This is a genomic window from Massilia sp. GCM10023247, from assembly GCF_042653325.1.
Lineage (GTDB): Bacteria > Pseudomonadota > Gammaproteobacteria > Burkholderiales > Burkholderiaceae_D > Telluria.
Map to the genome: position 1 here is coordinate 265,896 of NZ_JBHSIB010000005.1, position 18,317 is coordinate 284,212.

The window sequence follows — 18,317 nt, forward strand, 5'->3', positions numbered from 1 at the left end:
TTTTGCGGAAATTAAACTTTATCAAAAATTTCAAGGTTAGAATCGTGCAGCCTTCTCAAACGGGCGAGCCTGCCTTACTCTTTTCCTGACAATTTGTCTGAGTACATTTCTTTATGAAATCGCACATGATCACTTTCGGCCGCACGACTCCTTCGCTCCGCCTGATTTGCGCAGGCCTCGCCACCGCCTTTGCGCTTGCTGCCTGCGGCGGTGGCGGCGGCAGCAGCGGCACCACGGTCACGCCGCCGCCGTCCTCGACGACACCGCCGCCGTCGAGCTCGACCGGCGAGCCGGACGTGGCGACCTTGGGCGATGCGTTTTCGACCTACTGGAACCTGTGCGCCAAGCCGCGTAGCGGCATCGATCCGTACACCGGCAAGGCCTACCCGGACAAGCAGGGTAGCCTGCGCGACGAGCTGACCTTCCTGCGCGCCTGGTCGCACCAGTACTACCTCTGGTACAACGAAATCCCGGGCGATATCAAAATGGCCGATTTCACGGACCCGATCGCCTACTTCAACAAGCTGAAAACCCCGGCGCTGACCCCGTCCGGCGCGCCGAAAGACAAGTATCACTTCACCTACCCGACGGCCGAATGGAATGCCATGCAGGTCGGCATCGAGCGCGGCTACGGCATCACCTGGTCGAGCGCCGGTCCGACCGCGCCGCGCAACTGGCAGGTCGCGATCGTCGAGCCGGGTTCGCCGGCTGCCGCCGCCGGCCTGCGCCGCGGCGACCAGCTGCTGCGCATCGATGACATCGACTTCGTCAATGCCAGCGGCAAGGATCTGGTCGACCGCATCAATGCCGCCCTGTTCCCGGACAATGCGGGCGAGACGCACAGCTTCGTGGTGCGCCGCGGCGGCATCGACCAGGCCGCCGTGACGATGACAGCCCAGGACGTGCAAGGCACCTCGGTGAAGAACGTCAAGACCATCGACACCGCGAGCGGCAAGACCGGTTACCTGTCCTTCGAGAGCCACAACGCGGTGTCCGAACGCCAGCTGATCGACGCCTTCACCACGCTGCGCAACCAGGGCGTGAACGACCTCGTGCTCGACATGCGCTACAACGGCGGCGGCCTGCTCAACATCGCCGCCCAGCTGGGCTACATGATCGCCGGTCCGGCTTCGAACGGCCAGGTGTTCGAGCGCCTGAAGTACAACGACAAGATCGAAGCGCGCCAGCAGCCCCAGATCATCCGGTTCACGGACAGGGCGTATGGCTTCGATGCCGGCGCCACCACCGTACCGAAGGGCACGGTCCTGCCTACCCTGGGCCTCAAGCGCGTCACGCTGCTGACTACCTCGGGCACCTGCTCGGCGAGCGAGTCGGTGATTAACGCGCTGCGCGGCATCGACATCCAGGTCGACGTGATCGGCGCCCAGACCTGCGGCAAGCCCTACGGCTTCACGCCGGTGCCGAACTGCGGCACGACTTATTTTTCGATCGAGTTCGGCGGCGTCAACGCCAAGGGCATCGGCGACTTCGCGGACGGCTTCGCGCCCACCTGCCCGGTCGCCGACGACCTGGCGCGCGAACTGGGCGACCCGAACGAAGCCCTGCTGGCGACGGCGCTGGCCTACCGCCAGACCGGCGTCTGCCCGGCCCTGGGCCGCTCGTCCGTCGCCGCGATGTCGGTGTCGGCGCCGCGCAGCGTGGTGCGCCCGGAAGTCTCGCAGATCGCGATCCACACCCGGGCCAGGTAAGGCTGCACCTGCATCGGCGACGCCACCTTCGGGTGGCGTTTTTTTTCGCCGGCAGGGTCAGGGGACAGCCGTGTCCAGATGCTCGTCTGCGCAGGGGCAAACCCGACTATAATTTTCCGCTTTGCCCATTCACTGTCATTTCACTGCCGGAGCCTCATCGATGATTCGTTCTGCGTTACTGCTTGCGCTGCTCGCCGCCTCGCCTCTTATCCACGCCGCGCCCGACCTGAGCACCGTCTCCGAGCGTTCCGGCTTCCAGGCCACCGGCCGTTACGACGAAGTCGTCAAGCTGTGCGCAGCGTTCGAGAAGGCGTATCCGAAAGCGGTCAAATGCATCGAGTTCGGCCGCACCCCGGAAGACCGCCCGATGCTGGCGCTGGTCGTCACCCACACGAAGGCCTTTACGCCGCAGGCGGCCGCCAAGGCCGGCCTGCCGGTGACGCTGATCCAGGGCGGCATCCACGCCGGCGAGATCGACGGCAAGGATGCCGGCTTCCTGGCGCTGCGCGAGGTGCTCGATGGCCGCCTGGCCAAGGGCGCGCTCGACAAGCAGGTGCTGGTCTTCGTCCCGGTCTTCAACGTCGACGGCCACGAGCGCTTCCAGAAATGGAACCGCCCGAACCAGCGCGGTCCGGTCGAGATGGGCTGGCGCACCACGGCCCAGAACTTCAACCTGAACCGCGACTACGTGAAGGCCGACTCGCCGGAAATGCAGGCGATGCTGGCGCTGGTGAACCAGTGGGACCCGCTGGCCTATGTCGACCTGCACGTGACGAACGGCGCCAAGTTCCAGCACGACGTCTCGATCCAGGTCGAGCCGGTGTATTCGGCCGATCCGGAACTGCGCAAGGCCGGCCTGGCGCTGCGCGCCAACGTCATCGCCGACATCGCCAAACAGGGCTCGACGCCGCAGTCCTACTACATGTCGTTCGCCAAGACCGACGATCCGCAGTCGGGCTTCGTCGACGGCGTGTCCGATCCGCGCTTCTCGACCGGTTACTTCCCGCTGCGTAACCGCCTCGCCGTGCTGGTCGAGACCCACTCGTGGAAGGATTACCCGACCCGCGTGCGCATCACCCACAACACCGTGATCTCGATGCTGGAACAGGTGGCGAAGCACGGCAAAGAGTGGCAGGCAGCGACGCGTGCCGCCGACGCCCGCGCCCGGCAGCTGGCCGGCACTCCCGTGGCCCTGACCTACAAAACTACCGACAAGACCCAGATGGTCGACTTCAACGGCTACGAGTACACGCGTACCCCGTCCGAGGTGTCGGGCATCCTGATGACGCGCTACGACGAAACCAGGCCGCAGGTCTGGCGCGTGCCACTGCGCGAAGAGGTGGTGGCCGACCTGCAGGTGGCGGCGCCGCGCGCGGGTTATATCGTCCCTGCCGCGCATGCGGCGATGGTGGCGGCGAAACTGAACCAGCACGGCATCGCCTTCCGCAAGCTCGGCAAGGGCCTGGAGCGTGCCAATGTCGAGACCTTCCGCGCCGACAAGGCCAGCTTTGGCGCCAAGTCCTTCGAATCGCACCAGCGCCTGACGGTCGAGGGCAGCTGGAAGCCCGAACCGCGCAGCATCGGGCGCGGCGCGCTGTTCGTGCCGATCGCCCAGCCGAAGGCGAGACTCGTGATGGCGATGTTCGAGCCACAGGCGCCGGACTCGCTGCTGGCCTGGGGCATGTTCAACAACGCCTTCGAAGCCAAGGAATACATGGAAGAGTATGTGGCCGAGGAAGTCGCGCGCGAGCAGATGGCGGCCGATCCCGCGGTGGCCGCCGAGTTCCAGCGCCGCCTCAAAAGCGACCCCGTGTTCGCGAAAAACCCACACGCGCGCCTGGAATTCTTCGCGCGCCGCCATGCCTCCTGGGACGAGCGCCTGAACCTGTACCCGGTGCTGCGCACCGACGTCGCGCTCTAAGCGACCGAATAACAAAGGCCGGGATTTCCCGGCCTTTGTTTTGCACGCTGCACCTTCTTTCATGCCCGATCGCGCTTTTCGATTGCTCATCTGCGCCATACCGCGTTGGGCACAAGTGCCCACCCTACGAGCTTACGGCGCCGCGCCCGTCGCCGGCACCGAAGTAAACAGCACCGTCGTCACGCTACCGTTCGCCCCGGGAATGAGCTGGTACACCCGGTCATACTCGTTATCGGCAATCTCGACACCCGGCTGCCCGCCGAACAGGCGTACCAGCTCCGACAGCGTATTCGAGTGCCCCACCACCAGCACCGCTCCGCTGAGCGCCTTGACCTTCGCCACCAGCGCCTGCGGCGCGCGCGGATCGTACAGCTGCACCTGCACCCCGTTCTGCTGCGCCAGCGGCTGCGCGGTCTGTTGCGTGCGCTTGGTCGGCGTGCTGAAGATGTGCGCGATATTCGTTTTGGCCAGCATCGTCGCGATGTTGCGCGCGCGCTGCTGTCCCTGCGGCGTCAGGTCGGGATCCTTGCCCTCGGCTGCCTTTTCGCCATGGCGGACCAGGTAGATCATCGATGGCTCGGCAAGTGCGGCAAGGGGCGTGAGCATGGTGAAGGCGAGGGCGGTGATGGCGGACAGGCGGGCAAGCAAAGACATGGTATTCCTCTCGTCGTTCGGGTGGCTTTTAATCGACGACAAGGTATCACACGCGACAGGAGTAAGGTATAAGCTCAGCTGTCGGCACTTCACCAACGACCAGACATGCACAACAATTCGCCCACCGTGGTTTTGCGTACCGAGCGTCTGCGTCTGCGCCACATGGCGGCAAGCGACGCCGCCTTCATGCTCGACTTGCTGAACGACGAAGCCTGGATCCGCTTTATCGGCGACCGCGGCGTGCGCACCCTGGACCAGGCCCGCGACTACATCCTCAAGGGGCCGGCCGACATGGTGCGCCGCCTCGGCTTCGGCTTTTACGTGGTCGAACTGGAAGCGAGCGGCTGCCCGCTCGGGGTCTGCGGCCTGGCCAAGCGCGATTTCCTGGAGGACGTCGACATCGGCTATGCCTTCCTGCCGCAGTACCGGGGCCAGGGCTATGCCTTCGAGGCCGCCGGCGGGGTGCTGGCGCATGCGAAAAACGATATCGGCTTGCGGCGCATCGTCGCGACCGTGCGGCCGGGCAATGCGGCCTCGATCGCGCTCCTGGAAAAGCTGGGGCTGCGCTTCGAGCGTGCGCTCGATCGCCCCGAGGGCGGCGCGCTCCACCTGTACGGCATGGAGATCGCCTGAACCCCCTGCACGACGTGGCTTACAGCTGCGTCAGCGAAATGGTATTGCTTGCGGGCGTAGAGCACGGCTCCTCGTCGAAGGCGATGTCGCCGTCCGGATTGGCCACGCCATCCGTTTTGAGGTCGACAAACCCGAACAGGTTGCGGTCCTGCAGGTGCGAGGGCACGACGGTCGACAGCGACGAATAAATGTTGTCCACGCGCCCCGGGTGCGTCTTTTCCCAGCCGCGCAGCATCGCCTTGATCTGCTTCCTCTGCAGGTTTTCCTGCGAGCCGCACAGGTCGCACGGGATGATCGGGAAGCCCTTGACCTCGGCGTAGCGCTCCGTGTCCGCTTCCTTCACATAGGCCAGCGGGCGGATCACCATGTGCTTGCCGTCGTCCGACACCAGTTTCGCCGGCATGCCTTTCAGTTTGCCTCCGAAGAACATGTTCAGGAAGAAGGTCTCGAGGATGTCGTCGCGGTGGTGGCCGAGGGCGATCTTGTTGCAGCCGAGTTCGTCGGCGACGCGGTACAGGATGCCGCGGCGCAGGCGCGAGCACGTGGATTTTGTTAAGCAATATTGTCCGGTGGCAATATAAAGTATATACAGGGCTTACTATTCGATGCACCGACATTACAAAATTAAGTACTCGTCCCTCAATAAATGCGATTTTTGGCTGCTATAAGCCGCCGGTAGCTGCGTTGGCCCCTCCTTGCAGTGCATACACGGCCGCGCAACGTCCGCCTTGCACCGCAGCCGTTTTGTTTGCCACGACTTCACATTAATTTGCGGACAGGTACTGACGACAGTGGCGGTAACACGGTTCCTCGACTAACAAACGGAGAAAATTATGAGAGAGCTTTCTATAGATGAGATTCGTGAGGTATCTGGCGCAAGCGCCAAACAGGTAGTGACGGTTGGCCTTACTTCCGGTGGCGCTGCATTAGGCAGCTACTTTGCTGCAGCAAGGTTGGGTGGAGCTCTGGGTGCAGCAGCGGGGCCTGTCGGGGCTCTTGGCGGTGCGTTGATCGGGGTCAGTATTGCTATCGTTTACCACAAGTATGTTTAATCCTTAGCTTCACGATCAAAGCGGAGAGTTGGCGGCATCGCCAGCTCTCTTCAACAATTTCTAGGAAGAGGAATTCGTATGTCGTCAAGCGCTCGTCTAGTCATTTCATTCCTTAGATTTCCGCGACCGTTATGGCGTTACTTATTGCTGTTTCAATCATGGTCCCAATTCCAGGCCTGGGCAGTATTAATTCTTGCGATGGTGCTGGGGATTAATATTTTAATAATGCTGAGCGGATCGCAGTTACTGCCTCTTGAGGGCATTGTAATTGGAGCGGTGCTTGGCTCGCTATGCTCGCTTTTCATGGTCCTGCCAGCAGAATTCGAGTTGGGTAATTGCTCAATTCATTTATTCGAATTAGTGAAAAGCGAGCTACAGGCCCTGGGATACGTTCAACGAGACGGCAAATCTGATTGCGTAATATACCAACAGAACCTACCCAGGCTCCTGCGTTGGGAAGAAGGAAATTTTTTAATAAAACAATCAGGCACTAACGTAATTTTTAATGGTGCATTTATAATCGTCTGGAAAATTCGGCGCTCCCTACTTACTGTTTCAACACTTGAAAAGGCTGAGCCGTTATAAAGAGAACTAGGCTTAGTTTCCGCGCTACAGCTGCGTCAGCGAAATCGACTTGCTTGTCGGCGTAGAGCACGGCTCCTCGTCGAAGGCGATATCGCCGTTCGGATTTGCGACACCATCGGTCTTCAACTCGACAAACCCGAACAGGTTGCGGTCCTGCAGGTGCGAGGGCACGACGGTCGACAGCGACGAATAAATATTGTCCACGCGCCCCGGGTGCGTCTTTTCCCAGCCGCGCAGCATCGCCTTGATCTGCTTCCTCTGCAGGTTTTCCTGCGAGCCGCACAGGTCGCACGGGATGATCGGGAAGCCCTTGACCTCGGCGTAGCGCTCCGTGTCTGCTTCCTTCACATAGGCCAGCGGGCGGATCACCATGTGCTTGCCGTCGTCCGACACCAGTTTCGCCGGCATGCCTTTCAGTTTGCCTCCGAAGAACATGTTCAGGAAGAAGGTCTCGAGGATGTCGTCGCGGTGGTGGCCGAGGGCGATCTTGTTGCAGCCGAGTTCGTCGGCGACGCGGTACAGGATGCCGCGGCGCAGGCGCGAGCACAGGGAACAGGTGGTTTTACCCTCCGGGACCAGGCGCTTGACGATGGAATACGTGTCCTGGTTCTCGATGTGGTAGGGCACGCCCAGCTTGTCCAGGTAAGCCGGCAGCACCTCGGCCGGAAAATTCGGCTGCTTCTGGTCGAGGTTGACGGCGACGATATCGAAGTGGATCGGCGCCCGCTCGCGCAGCGTCATCAGGATGTCGAGCAGGGCGTAGCTGTCCTTGCCGCCGGACAGGCAGACCATCACCTTGTCGCCGTCCTCGATCATGTTGAAATCGCCGATGGCCTGGCCGACCTGGCGGCACAGGCGTTTATGCAGCTTGTTGTTCTCGTACGCGATTTTTTCCGCCTTCTTGGCGTCGAGTTCGGGCGTGCTCGCCTCGTTCAGTACTGCACTCATGCTTCATCCTTCATCTGGAACACTTCCACGCCGACGCCTTCGCAGTCGGGATACACGTCCGGCTTCATCGTCGACACGCGCGCGGCGCGCACGCGCGGGTGGGCCAGCATGGCGCGCACGACGTCGTCGCACAGGGTTTCCTGCAGGTGCACGTGGCCCTGCGCCATGCGCTGGGCGATGGTCTCGCGCATGAAGTCGTAGTCGACGACTTCGTCGAGCTGGTCGGCCCTGGGGGTCGATTCGGCCAACGGGATGTACAGGTCGACGTTGATCAGGACGCGCTGCTCGCCCTTCTTTTCGAAGTCGTGCACGCCGATGTTGATCATCACTTCGTAGTTGCGCAGGAACAGCCGGCGGCAATTGCGCAAGCTCGGGTAGATCAGGGCGGACAGCATAGGAAGCCTTAGGTTAAGTTCTTAATTCGTAAGTTCTTGATTCGCAAGTTCTTGATTCGTGCGCCTAGCCGCCTTATTCGGCAAGGAACATCACGTCGCGCGCCAGCGGCACCAGGTGCTGGCCGCCGTCGACCACCAGCGTGGTGCCGGTGAGCGCGCGCGCCGACGCCGCATACACGACCGCGTCGGCAATATCCTGCGGGGTCGAGGAACGTTTCAGTGGCGTCACCTGGTGCGCCTTGTTGAAACCTTCCTCGCTCTGGTCGCCCGACACCAGCGTGATGCCGGGCGCAATGCCGACGATGCGCAACTGCGGCGCCAGCGCCTGGGCCAGCATCTTGGTGGCCGTGTCGAGCGCCGCTTTCGACAGCGTGTACGACAAAAAATCCGGGTTCAGATTGTACAGTTTCTGGTCGAGCAGGTTGATGACCACGGCCTGGCTGCCGGCCGGGGTCGCCGCATGCAAAGCCTGGGCCAGCAGCAGGGGCGCGGCCACGTTGGCGCTCATGTGGGCGGCGAGCAGGGCCGGCGAAAAAGTGCTCGCGCTGTCGTATTCGAACAACGAAGCGTTGTTGACGATGCAGGTGACCCGTCCCAGGCTGGCCGCCGCGCGGCCGGGCAGCAGGCGCACCGCCGCTTCGTCGCCCAGGTCGCAATCGAGCGCCACCGCGCGCCGGCCGAGCGCGCGAATCGCCTCCACCGTCTCCAGCGCCTCGCGTTCGGACTGGCGGTAGTGCACGGCCACGTCCCAGCCGGCCGCGGCCAGGCCGAGCGCGATGGCGCGGCCGATGCGGCGGCCCGCGCCGGTCACGAGTGCGACCCGTGGCCCGGCTTCCGGGGTGAATTGCGACGTGATCTGCGTCATATCTGGTGTATTGGCTGAAATTGTTGTTCGAGGCCGATCTGGCTACAATGCCGGGATGTCCCTGCCCCTTCCCGACCGCGACGCCCTGGAGGCGTCCCAAGCCCTGCAACAGCACATTGCCACCGCGATCGAGGAGGCCGGCGGTGCCATTGCCTTCTCGCGCTTCATGGAACTGGCCTTGTACGCGCCCCGGCTCGGCTACTACAGCGGCGGCGCGGCGAAACTGGGGGCCAGCGGCGACTTCACCACCGCACCCGAGATCACGCCCCTGTTCGGGGCGGCGCTGGCGCGCGCGGCAGCCGCTATTATCGCCCAAAGCGCGCCCAACATCATCGAATTCGGCGCCGGCACCGGCAAGCTGGCGCGCGACCTGCTCACCGCCCTGGCTGGCGACGGGGTCGCGGTCGAGAGCTACACCATCATCGAATTGTCCGGCGAATTGCGGGCGCGCCAGCAGGAAGCCCTGCGCGACTTTCCGATGGTGCGCTGGATCGACGGCTTCCCGGAGCGCTTCAGCGGCGTGGTGCTGGCCAACGAAGTGCTCGACGCCATGCCGGTCGAGCTGGTGGTCAAGACCCATGCCGGCTGGCGCCGCCAGATGGTGACGGTCGAGGACGGCCGCTTCGCCTATGTGCAGCAGGAACTCGATGCCGCCCTGGCGGCCCAGCTGGCGCGCCAGGTGCTTGATCCCGACAGCCTGGCCGAGGGCTACCTGACGGAATTGCATCCGGTCGCCTGCGGCTTCATGGGCTCGCTGGCGAACATGTTCGCCGGCGGAAAAGGCGCGGCCATCCTGTTCGACTACGGCTTCCCGGCCCACGAATACTATGTCGACGCGCGCGTCGGCGGCACCGTGATGTGCCATTACCGCCACCACGCGCATCCGGACCCCTTCTTCCTGCCCGGCCTGCAGGACATCACGGCCCACGTCGATTTCACCGCGATGGCCCTGGCCGCCCAGGATGCCGGGCTGGACGTGCTGGGCTACATGAGCCAGGCCGGCTTCCTGCTCGCCTGCGGCATCGGTGACCTGCTGCTACGTACGGATCCAAGCGACGCCGTGCGTTATTTGCCACAGTCGAAGGCCGTGCAAAAACTCGTGTCGCCGGCCGAAATGGGCGAATTGTTCAAGGTACTGATCGTCGGCAAGGAGGTCGAACTGCCTGAGGCCATCGAGCGGGCCGACCGCAGCGGGCGCCTGTAGACTTTGTGATATCTTGCGCCAGGGACACAAACCCGGCTATGCTGTACCGGTTGGCCCATCCGTGCGGCCACCGCGATCGTCTATCATCCCGAGCAGCACACGCGCGCCGATCAAACCATGGCCAAGATCCACACCCATTATGACAACCTGAAAGTGGCGCGCGGGGCGCCGCAGGAAGTCATTCGCGCGGCCTACAAGGCGCTCAGCCAGAAATACCATCCGGACAAGAATCCGGGCGACGAAAAGGCCGCCCGCATCATGGCTATCGTCAACACGGCATATAACACCTTGTCCGATCCGCTGCGCCGCAAGGAGCACGACGAGTGGATCGCGGCCGAGGAGTGGGAAGTCGAGTGGCTGGAAAGCACGGGAGAAGAGGGCGGCCGCGCGCGCGGCGAGGCCGGCTGGGAAACGCCGGCGCAAGCGCCCAGCCCACGCCGGCGCCTGTGGCGCGACGCGCGCTGGTGGCTCGGCATTGCCGGCGGCGTCGGCCTGGGCGTCGCCGCCAGCGTCCTGCTGATCCAGAAACCGCGCCTGCTGCCGACGGCGCTCGCCTTCAACGGCAAGCCGGGCGCCGTCGAGATCGCCGCCACCGCTGCGCCGGCTCCGGCGGCCAGCCTCGAGCCCGACATCTGGGCCAGCGCCGGTGCCGAAAAAAACCCGCCTTCTCCGGTCAAGACCCTGGCCGTGACCCAGCTGGTGGTGCCGCGCCGCCAGCCCGGCTGCGACACGGACCTGGCCACGCGCGCCGCACCCAACGGCGAACCCTGGCCGGCCGAGTCGGGCTATATCCCGGGCTACCCGTTCGGCAACGGCGGCCGCGAGATGACGGTCGTGGTCGACAACAGCGCCAACACCAGTCCCGTGTTCGTCAAGATCTATGACCTCGACCGGCGCGCGAACGTGCGCCACGCCTATGTGATGGCGAACGGCTCGCTGACGATCGACGAGCTCGCCGCCGGCAAGTACGAGGTGCGCTACCAGAACATCGTCACCGGCGCGCCGCGCTCGGAATGTGCCGGCAGCGACAATTTGCGGCAGGCCGAGGCGCGGTCGGGTTTCGGCGGCTGAGCGAACGATCGTTGTCGCTTTCTTCCATCAATCGCGCCGGCTTTTACGCGCCGCTTGCTTGATTCTCACGAAATATATTCCTCTGTCGTAATATACTTTGCGGGCGGCCAATGTCGCCGCGTCGGCACACGCATGCCGGTACGCCCAACGCAGGCCCCATCGGAAAACCTTCTCGCCATGAATGAACTGGACGGCCTCAGTGCCCTGCTCATCGAGCCCCATGCGGGCATGCGCGCGAACATCCACGCCATGTTGACGATGTGCGGCCTGACCCGCATCGACCACGCCAGCACCGCCAACCAGGCGATCAAGCAGCTCGGGGTCAAGCCCTTCGACCTGGTGCTGTGCGAATACGATCTGGAAGGCGGCCAGGACGGCCAGCAACTGCTCGAGGACCTGCGCCACCACAAGCTGATCTCGCTCTCGACCATGTTCTTCATGGTCACCGCCGAGGGCGACTACGGCAAGGTGGTCAGCGCCGCCGAGCTGGCGCCGACCGACTACATCCTGAAACCGTTTACGGCCGACCGGCTGCTCGAGCGCATCGCGCGCGCCCTCGACAAGCGCAGGCTGTTCCTGCCGGTGTACCGCCTGATGGAAGCGGGCGCCCAGCACGAGGCAATCGAGGCCTGCATCGAGGCGGAAGCGGCGCACCCGCGCCATGCGATCGACTTCCTGCGCCTGCGCGCCGAGCTGCACCTGTTCCTCGGCGAAGCGCAGCTTGCGGAACCGATCTACCGGCAGCTGGCGGACAGCCAGGCGATCGCCTGGGCGCGCCTGGGCCTGGCCAAGACCCTGTACCTGCGCGAGCAATACGAGGACGCCGGCACGCTGCTGACCGAACTGGTCGCCACCAACGATCATTTCGTCGATGCCTACGACTGGCTGGCGCGCACCCATAACGCGCTGGGCGAACTCGACCAGGCGCAGGCGGTGCTGGCGCGCGCGGTGGCGGTGTCGCCGCATGCGGTGCGGCGCCTGCGCACGCTGGGCGAAATCGCGTTCGAGGCGGGCGACGACGACACCGCCGAAAAAGTCATGAAGCAGGTCGTGGCGAAAGCGAAATACTCGGAATTCCGCGACCCGGAGGACCACGTCAAACTGGTGCGCACGCTGGTGCGCAAGGGCGATCCGGTGGCCGCCGCCGGGGTCATCCGCGACCTGGAACGCTCGATGGGCGGGCGCGGCCACGCCGACGCCTGCAGCGCCATGTCCTCGGTCCTGCTGCACGAATACACCGGCAACCAGGAACGGCTGATGGCGTCGCTGGACGCGGCGGTCGCCGCCAGCCGCGACCTGCCAGGCATGTCGGCCGGCCTGAAGCTGGAACTGGCGCGCAGCTGCCTCGAGCACGACCTGGAAGAGGGCGCGGCCGGCCTGGTGCGCGACGTGATGCGCAATGCCGCCGACGCCGGCGTGATGGACCGCGCCATGAGCATCATGGCCCAGGCCGGCCATGCCGAACTGGGCACCCGGCTGGCCGAGGAAACCCGCCAGCACGTGGTCGACCTGGTGGCGGCCGGCGCCGCGCGCGCGCAGGGCGGCGACTACCAGGGCGCGGTCACCCTGATGGGAGAAGCGGCGCTGGCCATGCCGGGCAATCCGCAGGTGGCCTTCAATGCCGCGCTGGCGCTGCTGCGCTGCCTGGAGCACACCGGGTGGGACGAGCGGCTCGGCCAGCAGGCGATGAACCAGCTGGGTGCGGTGCGCCGGCTCGATCCGCGCAACCCGAAACTGGCGGCGCTGACGGCGCTGCACCAGGCCGTTCTAAAAAAATACAACAAGGGCGCGCGCGCCAGGAAAGCCGGGTAACCAACGATGTCACAAGCAGGACCTGGCGCCTCCAGCGCGCCCGACGAGGCCGCCATCCGCCGCGTGCGCGCCGCATTGATGCAAAAAGTAAACGGCGACGCCGAGATGTTCGCCCTCGGCGGCGCGATTGCGCGCGTGATCGAACTGGCCGATTCGGACGAGCCCGGCCCGCACGACCTGGCCTATTTCGTGCTGTCCGATGCCGCGCTGACCCAGCGCATCCTGCGCCTGTCGAACACGATCCGCTACCGCACCGTGTCCGGCACCGCGGTGACAACCGTGTCGCGTGCGATCGCCCTGCTCGGCTTCGACAACGTCAAGACCACGGCGCTGGCGATGCTGCTGGTCGATACGCTCGACAACGGGGCCCATGCCGGCAGCGTGCGGGTCGAACTCGAAGCGGCGCTGTGCGCCAGCCTGGTCGGCCGCGAGATGGCGCGCCTGTCGTTCTACCAGGGCGCCGAGGAAGCGGCCATCGGCGCCCTGTTCAAGAACCTGGGCGCGGTCCTGGTGGCCTCGCACGAGCATGGGCGCTACCGCGAAATCAACCAGCTCGTCACGCACAACGGGCAAACGGTGGCCCAGGCCTCGCAGATGATCCTCGGCTGCAGCTACGACACCCTGGCCGCGGCCGTGCTGGCCGAATGGAAGATCCCGGACGTGATCGTGCGCGCCCAGGCCGCCCTGCCGCCGGGGACGCTGAAGGTGGCCGGCAGCCGCGCCGAATGGATGCGCCAGGTCGCTTCGTTCAGCCTGGAGGTGGCGCGCCTGCTGGGCCGCGTGGGCGATCCGGCCAGCGCGGCCGATACGGCCGATGCGCGCGCGCTGCTGGTCCGCTACGGCGCCGCATTCGAACTCGACGCGGCCGGGCTGGAACGCATGTTTGCCGGCGTTGCCGACGGCATGGCCGCCCTGATGGAAAGCATGAACTTGAAGCCGGCGCCCAAGCCGGAGCCGGATGCGGGCGGGGGGATGCCGGACGTGCTGCTGCTGGCCACGCTCGGCGCCGGAGAGGACGAGGAGGGCGCCTACCCGAGCGGCAAGCCGAAGAACGCGCGCGACCTGCTGCTGGCCGGCGTCCAGGACGTGACCCAGCTGCGCGCGGGCGGCCGCGCGCGCGTCAACGACGTGATCCTGGCGGTGCTCGAAACGCTGTACCGGGCGCTCGGCTTCCGCTTCGCCACCGTCTGCCTGAAGGATGCGCGCCAGAACCAGTACCGCGCCCGGGTGTCCTTCGGCGCCGACGGCGCCCAGATCCAGGCCGGCTTCGTGTTCCCGGCCGCGGCGGCCGGCGCCGGGCCGGAGGCGGCCCGGCGCGACCTGTTCCTGCTCGCGCTCGATAACGACGCCGACCTGGTGATCTCGGACGCGTCCAGCGCCAAGATCCGCGAACTGCTGCCGTCCTGGCACCGCGCCCTGCTGCCGGATGCGAAGAGTTTTATCGTGCTGCCGCTCGTGGTCGGCCAGGCCCAGCTGGGGTTTTTCTATGCCGACCGCGCCGTGACGGCGCCGGAAGGCGTGCCGCCCGACGAGACGGCGATGATCCGCGCCCTCAAGCGTCAGGTACTGGCTGCACTTGCTGCCGGATGAACTCGCGAAATTCGCTGGCCGGCATCGGCTTCGAGAACAGGTAGCCCTGCGCCTCGTCGCCCTGCTTGTCGCGCAGGAAGCCCCACTGGGCTTGCGTTTCGACCCCTTCGGCCACCACCGTCAGGCCGAGTGAATGGGCCATGCCGATGGTGGCCGCGACGATCACCGCGTCGTTCGGGTTGTGCTCGATGTCCTGGACGAAGCCGCGGTCGATCTTGATGCGGTCGATCGCGAATAGTTTCAGGTAGGCCAGCGACGAATAGCCGGTGCCGAAGTCGTCGATGGCCAGCTTGAAGCCGCGCGTGCGCAGCTGGCGCAGCAGCATCCTCGTGTTTTCCGGGTCGCGCATGGCGGCCGTCTCGGTGATCTCCAGTTCCAGCAGCGAGGGGTCGATCCCGTACTGCGCCACCAGCTCGTCGAGCCGGGCCAGCAGGGTGCCGCCCGAGAACTGGCGCGCCGACAGGTTCACCGCCAGGCGCAGCTCCTCCAGGCCCTCGCGCCGCCATTGGGCGAGCAAGGCCATGGTCTGGCCCAGCACCCAGTCGCCGAGCGGCACGATCATCCCGCTCTCCTCGGCCACCGGAATGAAGCGGCTCGGCTCGACGTTGCCCAGTTCGGTGTCGTGCCAGCGCAGCAGCACCTCGGCGCCGATCACGCGCCCGGTGTCGAGCGAGACCTGGGCTTGCAGGTAGAGCTGGAAATCCTCGGCCTGCAGGGCGCCCCACATGCGGTTTTCGAGCAGCAGGTGTTCGTGGGTGGCGGCGTTCATTTCGGGCGAGAAGAACTGGAAATTGCCGCGCCCCTCGCGCTTGGCCGCATACATCGCCATGTCGGCATGGCGGATCAGGGTCGCGGCATCCTCGCCGTCGTCCGGGAACAGCGCCACGCCGACGCTGCAGCCGCTGTGGGCGGTCGCGCCGCCCAGCTGGTAGGGCTGCGATAGCGACTCGACCACGCGCACGGCGACCCCGGTGACGCTGTCGGGCGTGAGCGGGCCGGCCAGCACGATGATGAATTCGTCGCCGCCCAGGCGCGCCAGGGTGTCGACCTCGCGCAATAAATCCTTCATGCGTTCGGCCGCGCCGACGAGCAGCTTGTCGCCGGCCGCGTGGCCGAGCGAATCGTTGATCTTTTTAAAGTGGTCGAGGTCGATGAACAGCACCGCTACCGGCTCGTTATGGCGGCGCGCCGAGGCCAGCTGGCGCTCGAGGCGCACATTCAGGGCGAAGCGGTTTTCCAGGCCGGTGAGGGCGTCGTGGTGAGCCAGCCGGTGGATCCGTTCCTGCGAGCGCTGCTGCTCGGTCAGGTCGCGCAGGATGCACACGAAAATCCCCTCGCGCTGCAGGTGCACCGGCGCCACCGAGATCGACAGCGGGAAGGCATGGCCGCGCGCATTGCGCCCTTCGAGCACGGATTCCTCCGGCTTCGCGTTCGACAGGCGCTCCAGCTCCGCATGGGCGTCGCCGTCGAACCCGGCCGGCACCAGCGCCCCGAACGACAGCCCGATCAGGTGATCGGCCGGATAGCCGAACAGGCGCGCGGTGGCGGCATTCGCTGACACCACGACGCCGCGGGTGTCGAGCGTGACGATGGCGTCGGCCGCATTGTCGAGGATGGCCTCGAGCCGCGCTTCGCGGTCGCGCAGGCGGGTGGTGCGGTCGGCAACCAGTTTTTCGATCACGTCGCGCTCGCCGCTGATGAGCAGCATCAGGGCGCCCAACAGGCCGGTGAGCAGCAGGCCGGCCGACAGCACGGTCCAGCTGGCCGCGCCGGTTTCGCCTTCCATATAGGCCGCGCTGGGGCGGAAGCGGACCAGGTAATTGCGTCCCGCGAACGACAGCGGCCGGCGGTAATCGTCGGGCTGCGCCGGGCCGAGCGCGCCGACCACCGGCAGCGCGGCGCCGTCGGTGACGTCGACCAGGGCGGCGCTGAAACCATTGAAGCCGGAATGGGCGATCGCCCGCTCGAGCAGCACGCGCGCATTCAGCACGAACACGATCACGCCCGCCGGCGGCGCGGCCGGATCGCCCACCGCGCGGAACAGGCCGATGCCGGGGTCGCCATTCATCAGCAGCGTGAACGGCTCGGACGCGGTCGGCAGGCGCGTGCGCAGCGCCTGCGCCGCGACGGCCGCGCGGCCGGGCGCCACCAGCAAGTCGAGTCCGCGCACGATGTGGGTGTCAGGGGGCCATGCGTACAGGATCGGCAGGTAGCGTTCGCGCTCCCCGCTCCTGACCAGCTGCATCCCGTCCATGTCGACGATGCCCTGGAAGTCGGAGGCCACGGTGCGGCGCACCCAGTCCTCGAAACCGGCCCGTTCCAGGCCGCTGACCGGCACCGCCCAGTTCACTCCCTGGATCTCCGGGCGGCCACCGGCGTAGTCGCTGGCGATGCGGGTGAACTTGTCGCGTGCCAGGATGTGCTCGGTGTCGGCGAGGGTGCCGGCAAACGTGCCGACGAAACGCGTGTGTTCGTTGAATTCGGCCTGCAGCAGGTCGGCCGTCTGCTGCGCCTCGAGGCGATACGGCTGCAGGTGCTGCTCGTGCTCCCAGCCGAGCGTCAGGCGGTAGATGGCGACCACCGCGGCGCTCGTGATCAGCAGCGGCAGCGCGACCAGCCAGGCGCGCCGGCGCCAGAGCCGGCGCGGCGAGCCGCACACGATCCAGGTCAGCGGCGCGGCCAGCAGCACGCCGAGCGTGTCGCCGGCCCACCAGGCGAACCAGAAGCGCCCCTGCGCGACCTCCTCGAACGCGCCCAGCCCGTACAGCACCGGCACCGAGACGCTGGCGCTGATCAGGCAGATGAGCGGCGACAGGATCAGGAAAGCCAGCACGTCGCGCCCCGAGTTGATCGCCGGGTGCAACTGGCGGCGGAACTGGCGCGCCCCGAGCCAGGCCTGGAGCACGGCGCCGGTGGCGCCCGCCAGCGAGGCGATCGCCGCGCCCGAGGTCGACAGCGCCGGGTTGTTCAGGTGCAGCGGGATGACGGCCAGGGCGGCGCCGATGGCGATCGCCGGCAGCACCCGCATGCCGCCGGCCGTGGCCAGGGCCAGGCCGACCCCGGCCGGCGGGAACAGGGGCAGCGCATACCCGGCCGGCAGCGCCAGCACGTTGTTGAGCAGGCGCATGCTGAGGTAGACGACGATGACGGAGACACTGGCCACCACGATCTGGGGCCAGCTCCAGCGGGGATAACGGGACGCCTTGCTGTCCATAGGTAAGTGTATTGACATGCCTGGTGCATACAGTACAGCACACACCACCTGCCGAGCACACTTCTGGCGCAAAAAAGAACCCTTGCAGATTCGTCCTGCGTACGGTTACAATCACGCCCCGAAGCAACGCTGCTATTTGAGCCAAGCCAGTCGTGATGGCAAAAATAGTTGACAGCATGTTGAGCTTGCTTCATACTCTGCGGTTCTTCGCGGTGGGGTGGCCGAGTGGTTAAAGGCAGCAGACTGTAAATCTGCCCTCTCTGAGTACGCTGGTTCGAATCCAGCCCCCACCACCAAATTGAAGAAGTCGTGAAGTCGAATTGAAGTTGTGCCTCGCGGGTGTAGCTCAATGGTAGAGCAGAAGCCTTCCAAGCTTACGACGAGGGTTCGATTCCCTTCACCCGCTCCAGTAAAGTGTGCCGCAAGCTGTGCGGCGCAAACATCAGCCCTTGTAGCTCAGTGGTAGAGCACTCCCTTGGTAAGGGAGAGGCCACGTGTTCAATCCACGTCAAGGGCACCAGAATTTAGAGCGGCAGTCGTAGCACTCGCCCGTCAGGTGTGCCTGTAATTCTCAAAAAATCGTTAGGAGTCTCAAATGGCAAAAGGTAAATTCGAACGGACCAAGCCGCACGTCAACGTCGGCACCATCGGTCACGTTGACCAC

The 18,317-nt window shown here is 65.4% G+C and carries 13 protein-coding genes, 3 tRNA genes and 2 pseudogenes; 12 read left to right on the forward strand and 6 right to left on the reverse strand.

Annotated elements, in window-relative coordinates; genetic code table 11:
* The first annotated feature begins 125 nt into the window (after positions 1-125).
* Both ACFPAH_RS02630 and ACFPAH_RS02635 read left to right on the forward strand, forming a co-directional pair.
* Entirely contained in the window at positions 126-1,709 is a 1,584-nt protein-coding gene (locus tag ACFPAH_RS02630; RefSeq protein ID WP_379740186.1) for a S41 family peptidase, read from the forward strand.
* A 160-nt stretch (positions 1,710-1,869) separates the two neighbouring features.
* Positions 1,870-3,630, forward strand: a complete 1,761-nt coding sequence (locus ACFPAH_RS02635) for a M14 family metallopeptidase (RefSeq protein ID WP_379740189.1) — start codon at positions 1,870-1,872, stop codon at positions 3,628-3,630.
* 132 nt (positions 3,631-3,762) lie between these two features.
* On the opposite strand, the gene ACFPAH_RS02640 is transcribed toward ACFPAH_RS02635, so the two are convergent.
* Positions 3,763-4,284 (reverse strand): phosphoglycerate mutase family protein, encoded by a 522-nt coding sequence (locus ACFPAH_RS02640; RefSeq protein WP_379740192.1) that lies wholly within the window; start codon positions 4,282-4,284, stop codon positions 3,763-3,765.
* Between the two features lie 105 nt (positions 4,285-4,389).
* On the opposite strand from ACFPAH_RS02640, the gene ACFPAH_RS02645 reads away from it, so the two are divergent.
* Positions 4,390-4,917 carry a GNAT family N-acetyltransferase gene (locus ACFPAH_RS02645; protein WP_379740195.1) on the forward strand — a complete coding sequence of 176 codons (528 nt, stop codon included), beginning with the start codon at positions 4,390-4,392 and terminating at the stop codon, positions 4,915-4,917.
* A 19-nt stretch (positions 4,918-4,936) separates the two neighbouring features.
* On the opposite strand, the pseudogene ACFPAH_RS02650 reads toward ACFPAH_RS02645, so the two are convergent.
* Positions 4,937-5,470: pseudogene (locus tag ACFPAH_RS02650) on the reverse strand (ATP-binding protein); the annotation flags it as partial.
* Positions 5,471-5,750: 280 nt separating this feature from the next.
* Here ACFPAH_RS02650 and ACFPAH_RS02655 point away from each other — a divergent pair.
* The gene (locus tag ACFPAH_RS02655; RefSeq protein ID WP_379740198.1) at positions 5,751-5,969 is read left to right on the forward strand and encodes a hypothetical protein; all 219 of its coding nucleotides are present in this window, start codon (positions 5,751-5,753) and stop codon (positions 5,967-5,969) included.
* A gap of 609 nt (positions 5,970-6,578) precedes the next feature.
* Here ACFPAH_RS02655 and ttcA read toward each other — a convergent pair.
* The 3 genes from ttcA to ACFPAH_RS02670 form a co-directional block, all read right to left on the reverse strand.
* The gene (ttcA, locus tag ACFPAH_RS02660) at positions 6,579-7,502 is read right to left on the reverse strand and encodes a tRNA 2-thiocytidine(32) synthetase TtcA (protein ID WP_379740201.1); all 924 of its coding nucleotides are present in this window, start codon (positions 7,500-7,502) and stop codon (positions 6,579-6,581) included.
* Entirely contained in the window at positions 7,499-7,897 is a 399-nt protein-coding gene (locus ACFPAH_RS02665) for a dihydroneopterin aldolase (protein WP_379740203.1), read from the reverse strand. The genes ttcA and ACFPAH_RS02665 overlap by 4 nt, the downstream gene beginning before the upstream one ends.
* Before the next feature lie 73 nt (positions 7,898-7,970).
* A complete protein-coding gene (locus ACFPAH_RS02670; protein WP_379740206.1) occupies positions 7,971-8,762 on the reverse strand; it encodes an SDR family oxidoreductase in 792 nt (263 codons plus the stop codon).
* A 55-nt stretch (positions 8,763-8,817) separates the two neighbouring features.
* On the opposite strand from ACFPAH_RS02670, the gene ACFPAH_RS02675 reads away from it, so the two are divergent.
* From ACFPAH_RS02675 to ACFPAH_RS02690, 4 genes are all read left to right on the forward strand, one after another.
* On the forward strand, positions 8,818-9,966 hold the full coding sequence (locus ACFPAH_RS02675) for a class I SAM-dependent methyltransferase (RefSeq protein ID WP_379740209.1): 1,149 nt from the start codon (positions 8,818-8,820) through the stop codon (positions 9,964-9,966).
* A 117-nt stretch (positions 9,967-10,083) separates the two neighbouring features.
* Positions 10,084-11,037 (forward strand): J domain-containing protein, encoded by a 954-nt coding sequence (locus ACFPAH_RS02680; protein ID WP_379740212.1) that lies wholly within the window; start codon positions 10,084-10,086, stop codon positions 11,035-11,037.
* A gap of 177 nt (positions 11,038-11,214) precedes the next feature.
* Positions 11,215-12,849 (forward strand): response regulator, encoded by a 1,635-nt coding sequence (locus ACFPAH_RS02685; RefSeq protein WP_379740216.1) that lies wholly within the window; start codon positions 11,215-11,217, stop codon positions 12,847-12,849.
* Between the two features lie 6 nt (positions 12,850-12,855).
* Positions 12,856-14,439 (forward strand): HDOD domain-containing protein, encoded by a 1,584-nt coding sequence (locus tag ACFPAH_RS02690; protein ID WP_379740219.1) that lies wholly within the window; start codon positions 12,856-12,858, stop codon positions 14,437-14,439.
* Here the strand turns inward: ACFPAH_RS02690 and ACFPAH_RS02695 are convergent.
* Positions 14,402-17,653 carry an EAL domain-containing protein gene (locus ACFPAH_RS02695; protein ID WP_379740222.1) on the reverse strand — a complete coding sequence of 1,084 codons (3,252 nt, stop codon included), beginning with the start codon at positions 17,651-17,653 and terminating at the stop codon, positions 14,402-14,404. The two genes, ACFPAH_RS02690 and ACFPAH_RS02695, sit on opposite strands and share 38 nt — an antisense overlap.
* A gap of 211 nt (positions 17,654-17,864) precedes the next feature.
* Here ACFPAH_RS02695 and ACFPAH_RS02700 point away from each other — a divergent pair.
* From ACFPAH_RS02700 to ACFPAH_RS02715, 4 genes and pseudogenes are all read left to right on the forward strand, one after another.
* Positions 17,865-17,949: transfer RNA gene (locus ACFPAH_RS02700), tRNA-Tyr, on the forward strand.
* A 39-nt stretch (positions 17,950-17,988) separates the two neighbouring features.
* A tRNA-Gly gene (locus ACFPAH_RS02705) sits at positions 17,989-18,062 on the forward strand.
* Between the two features lie 36 nt (positions 18,063-18,098).
* Positions 18,099-18,173: transfer RNA gene (locus ACFPAH_RS02710), tRNA-Thr, on the forward strand.
* A gap of 75 nt (positions 18,174-18,248) precedes the next feature.
* A pseudogene (locus tag ACFPAH_RS02715) lies at positions 18,249-18,317 on the forward strand (elongation factor Tu); the annotation flags it as partial.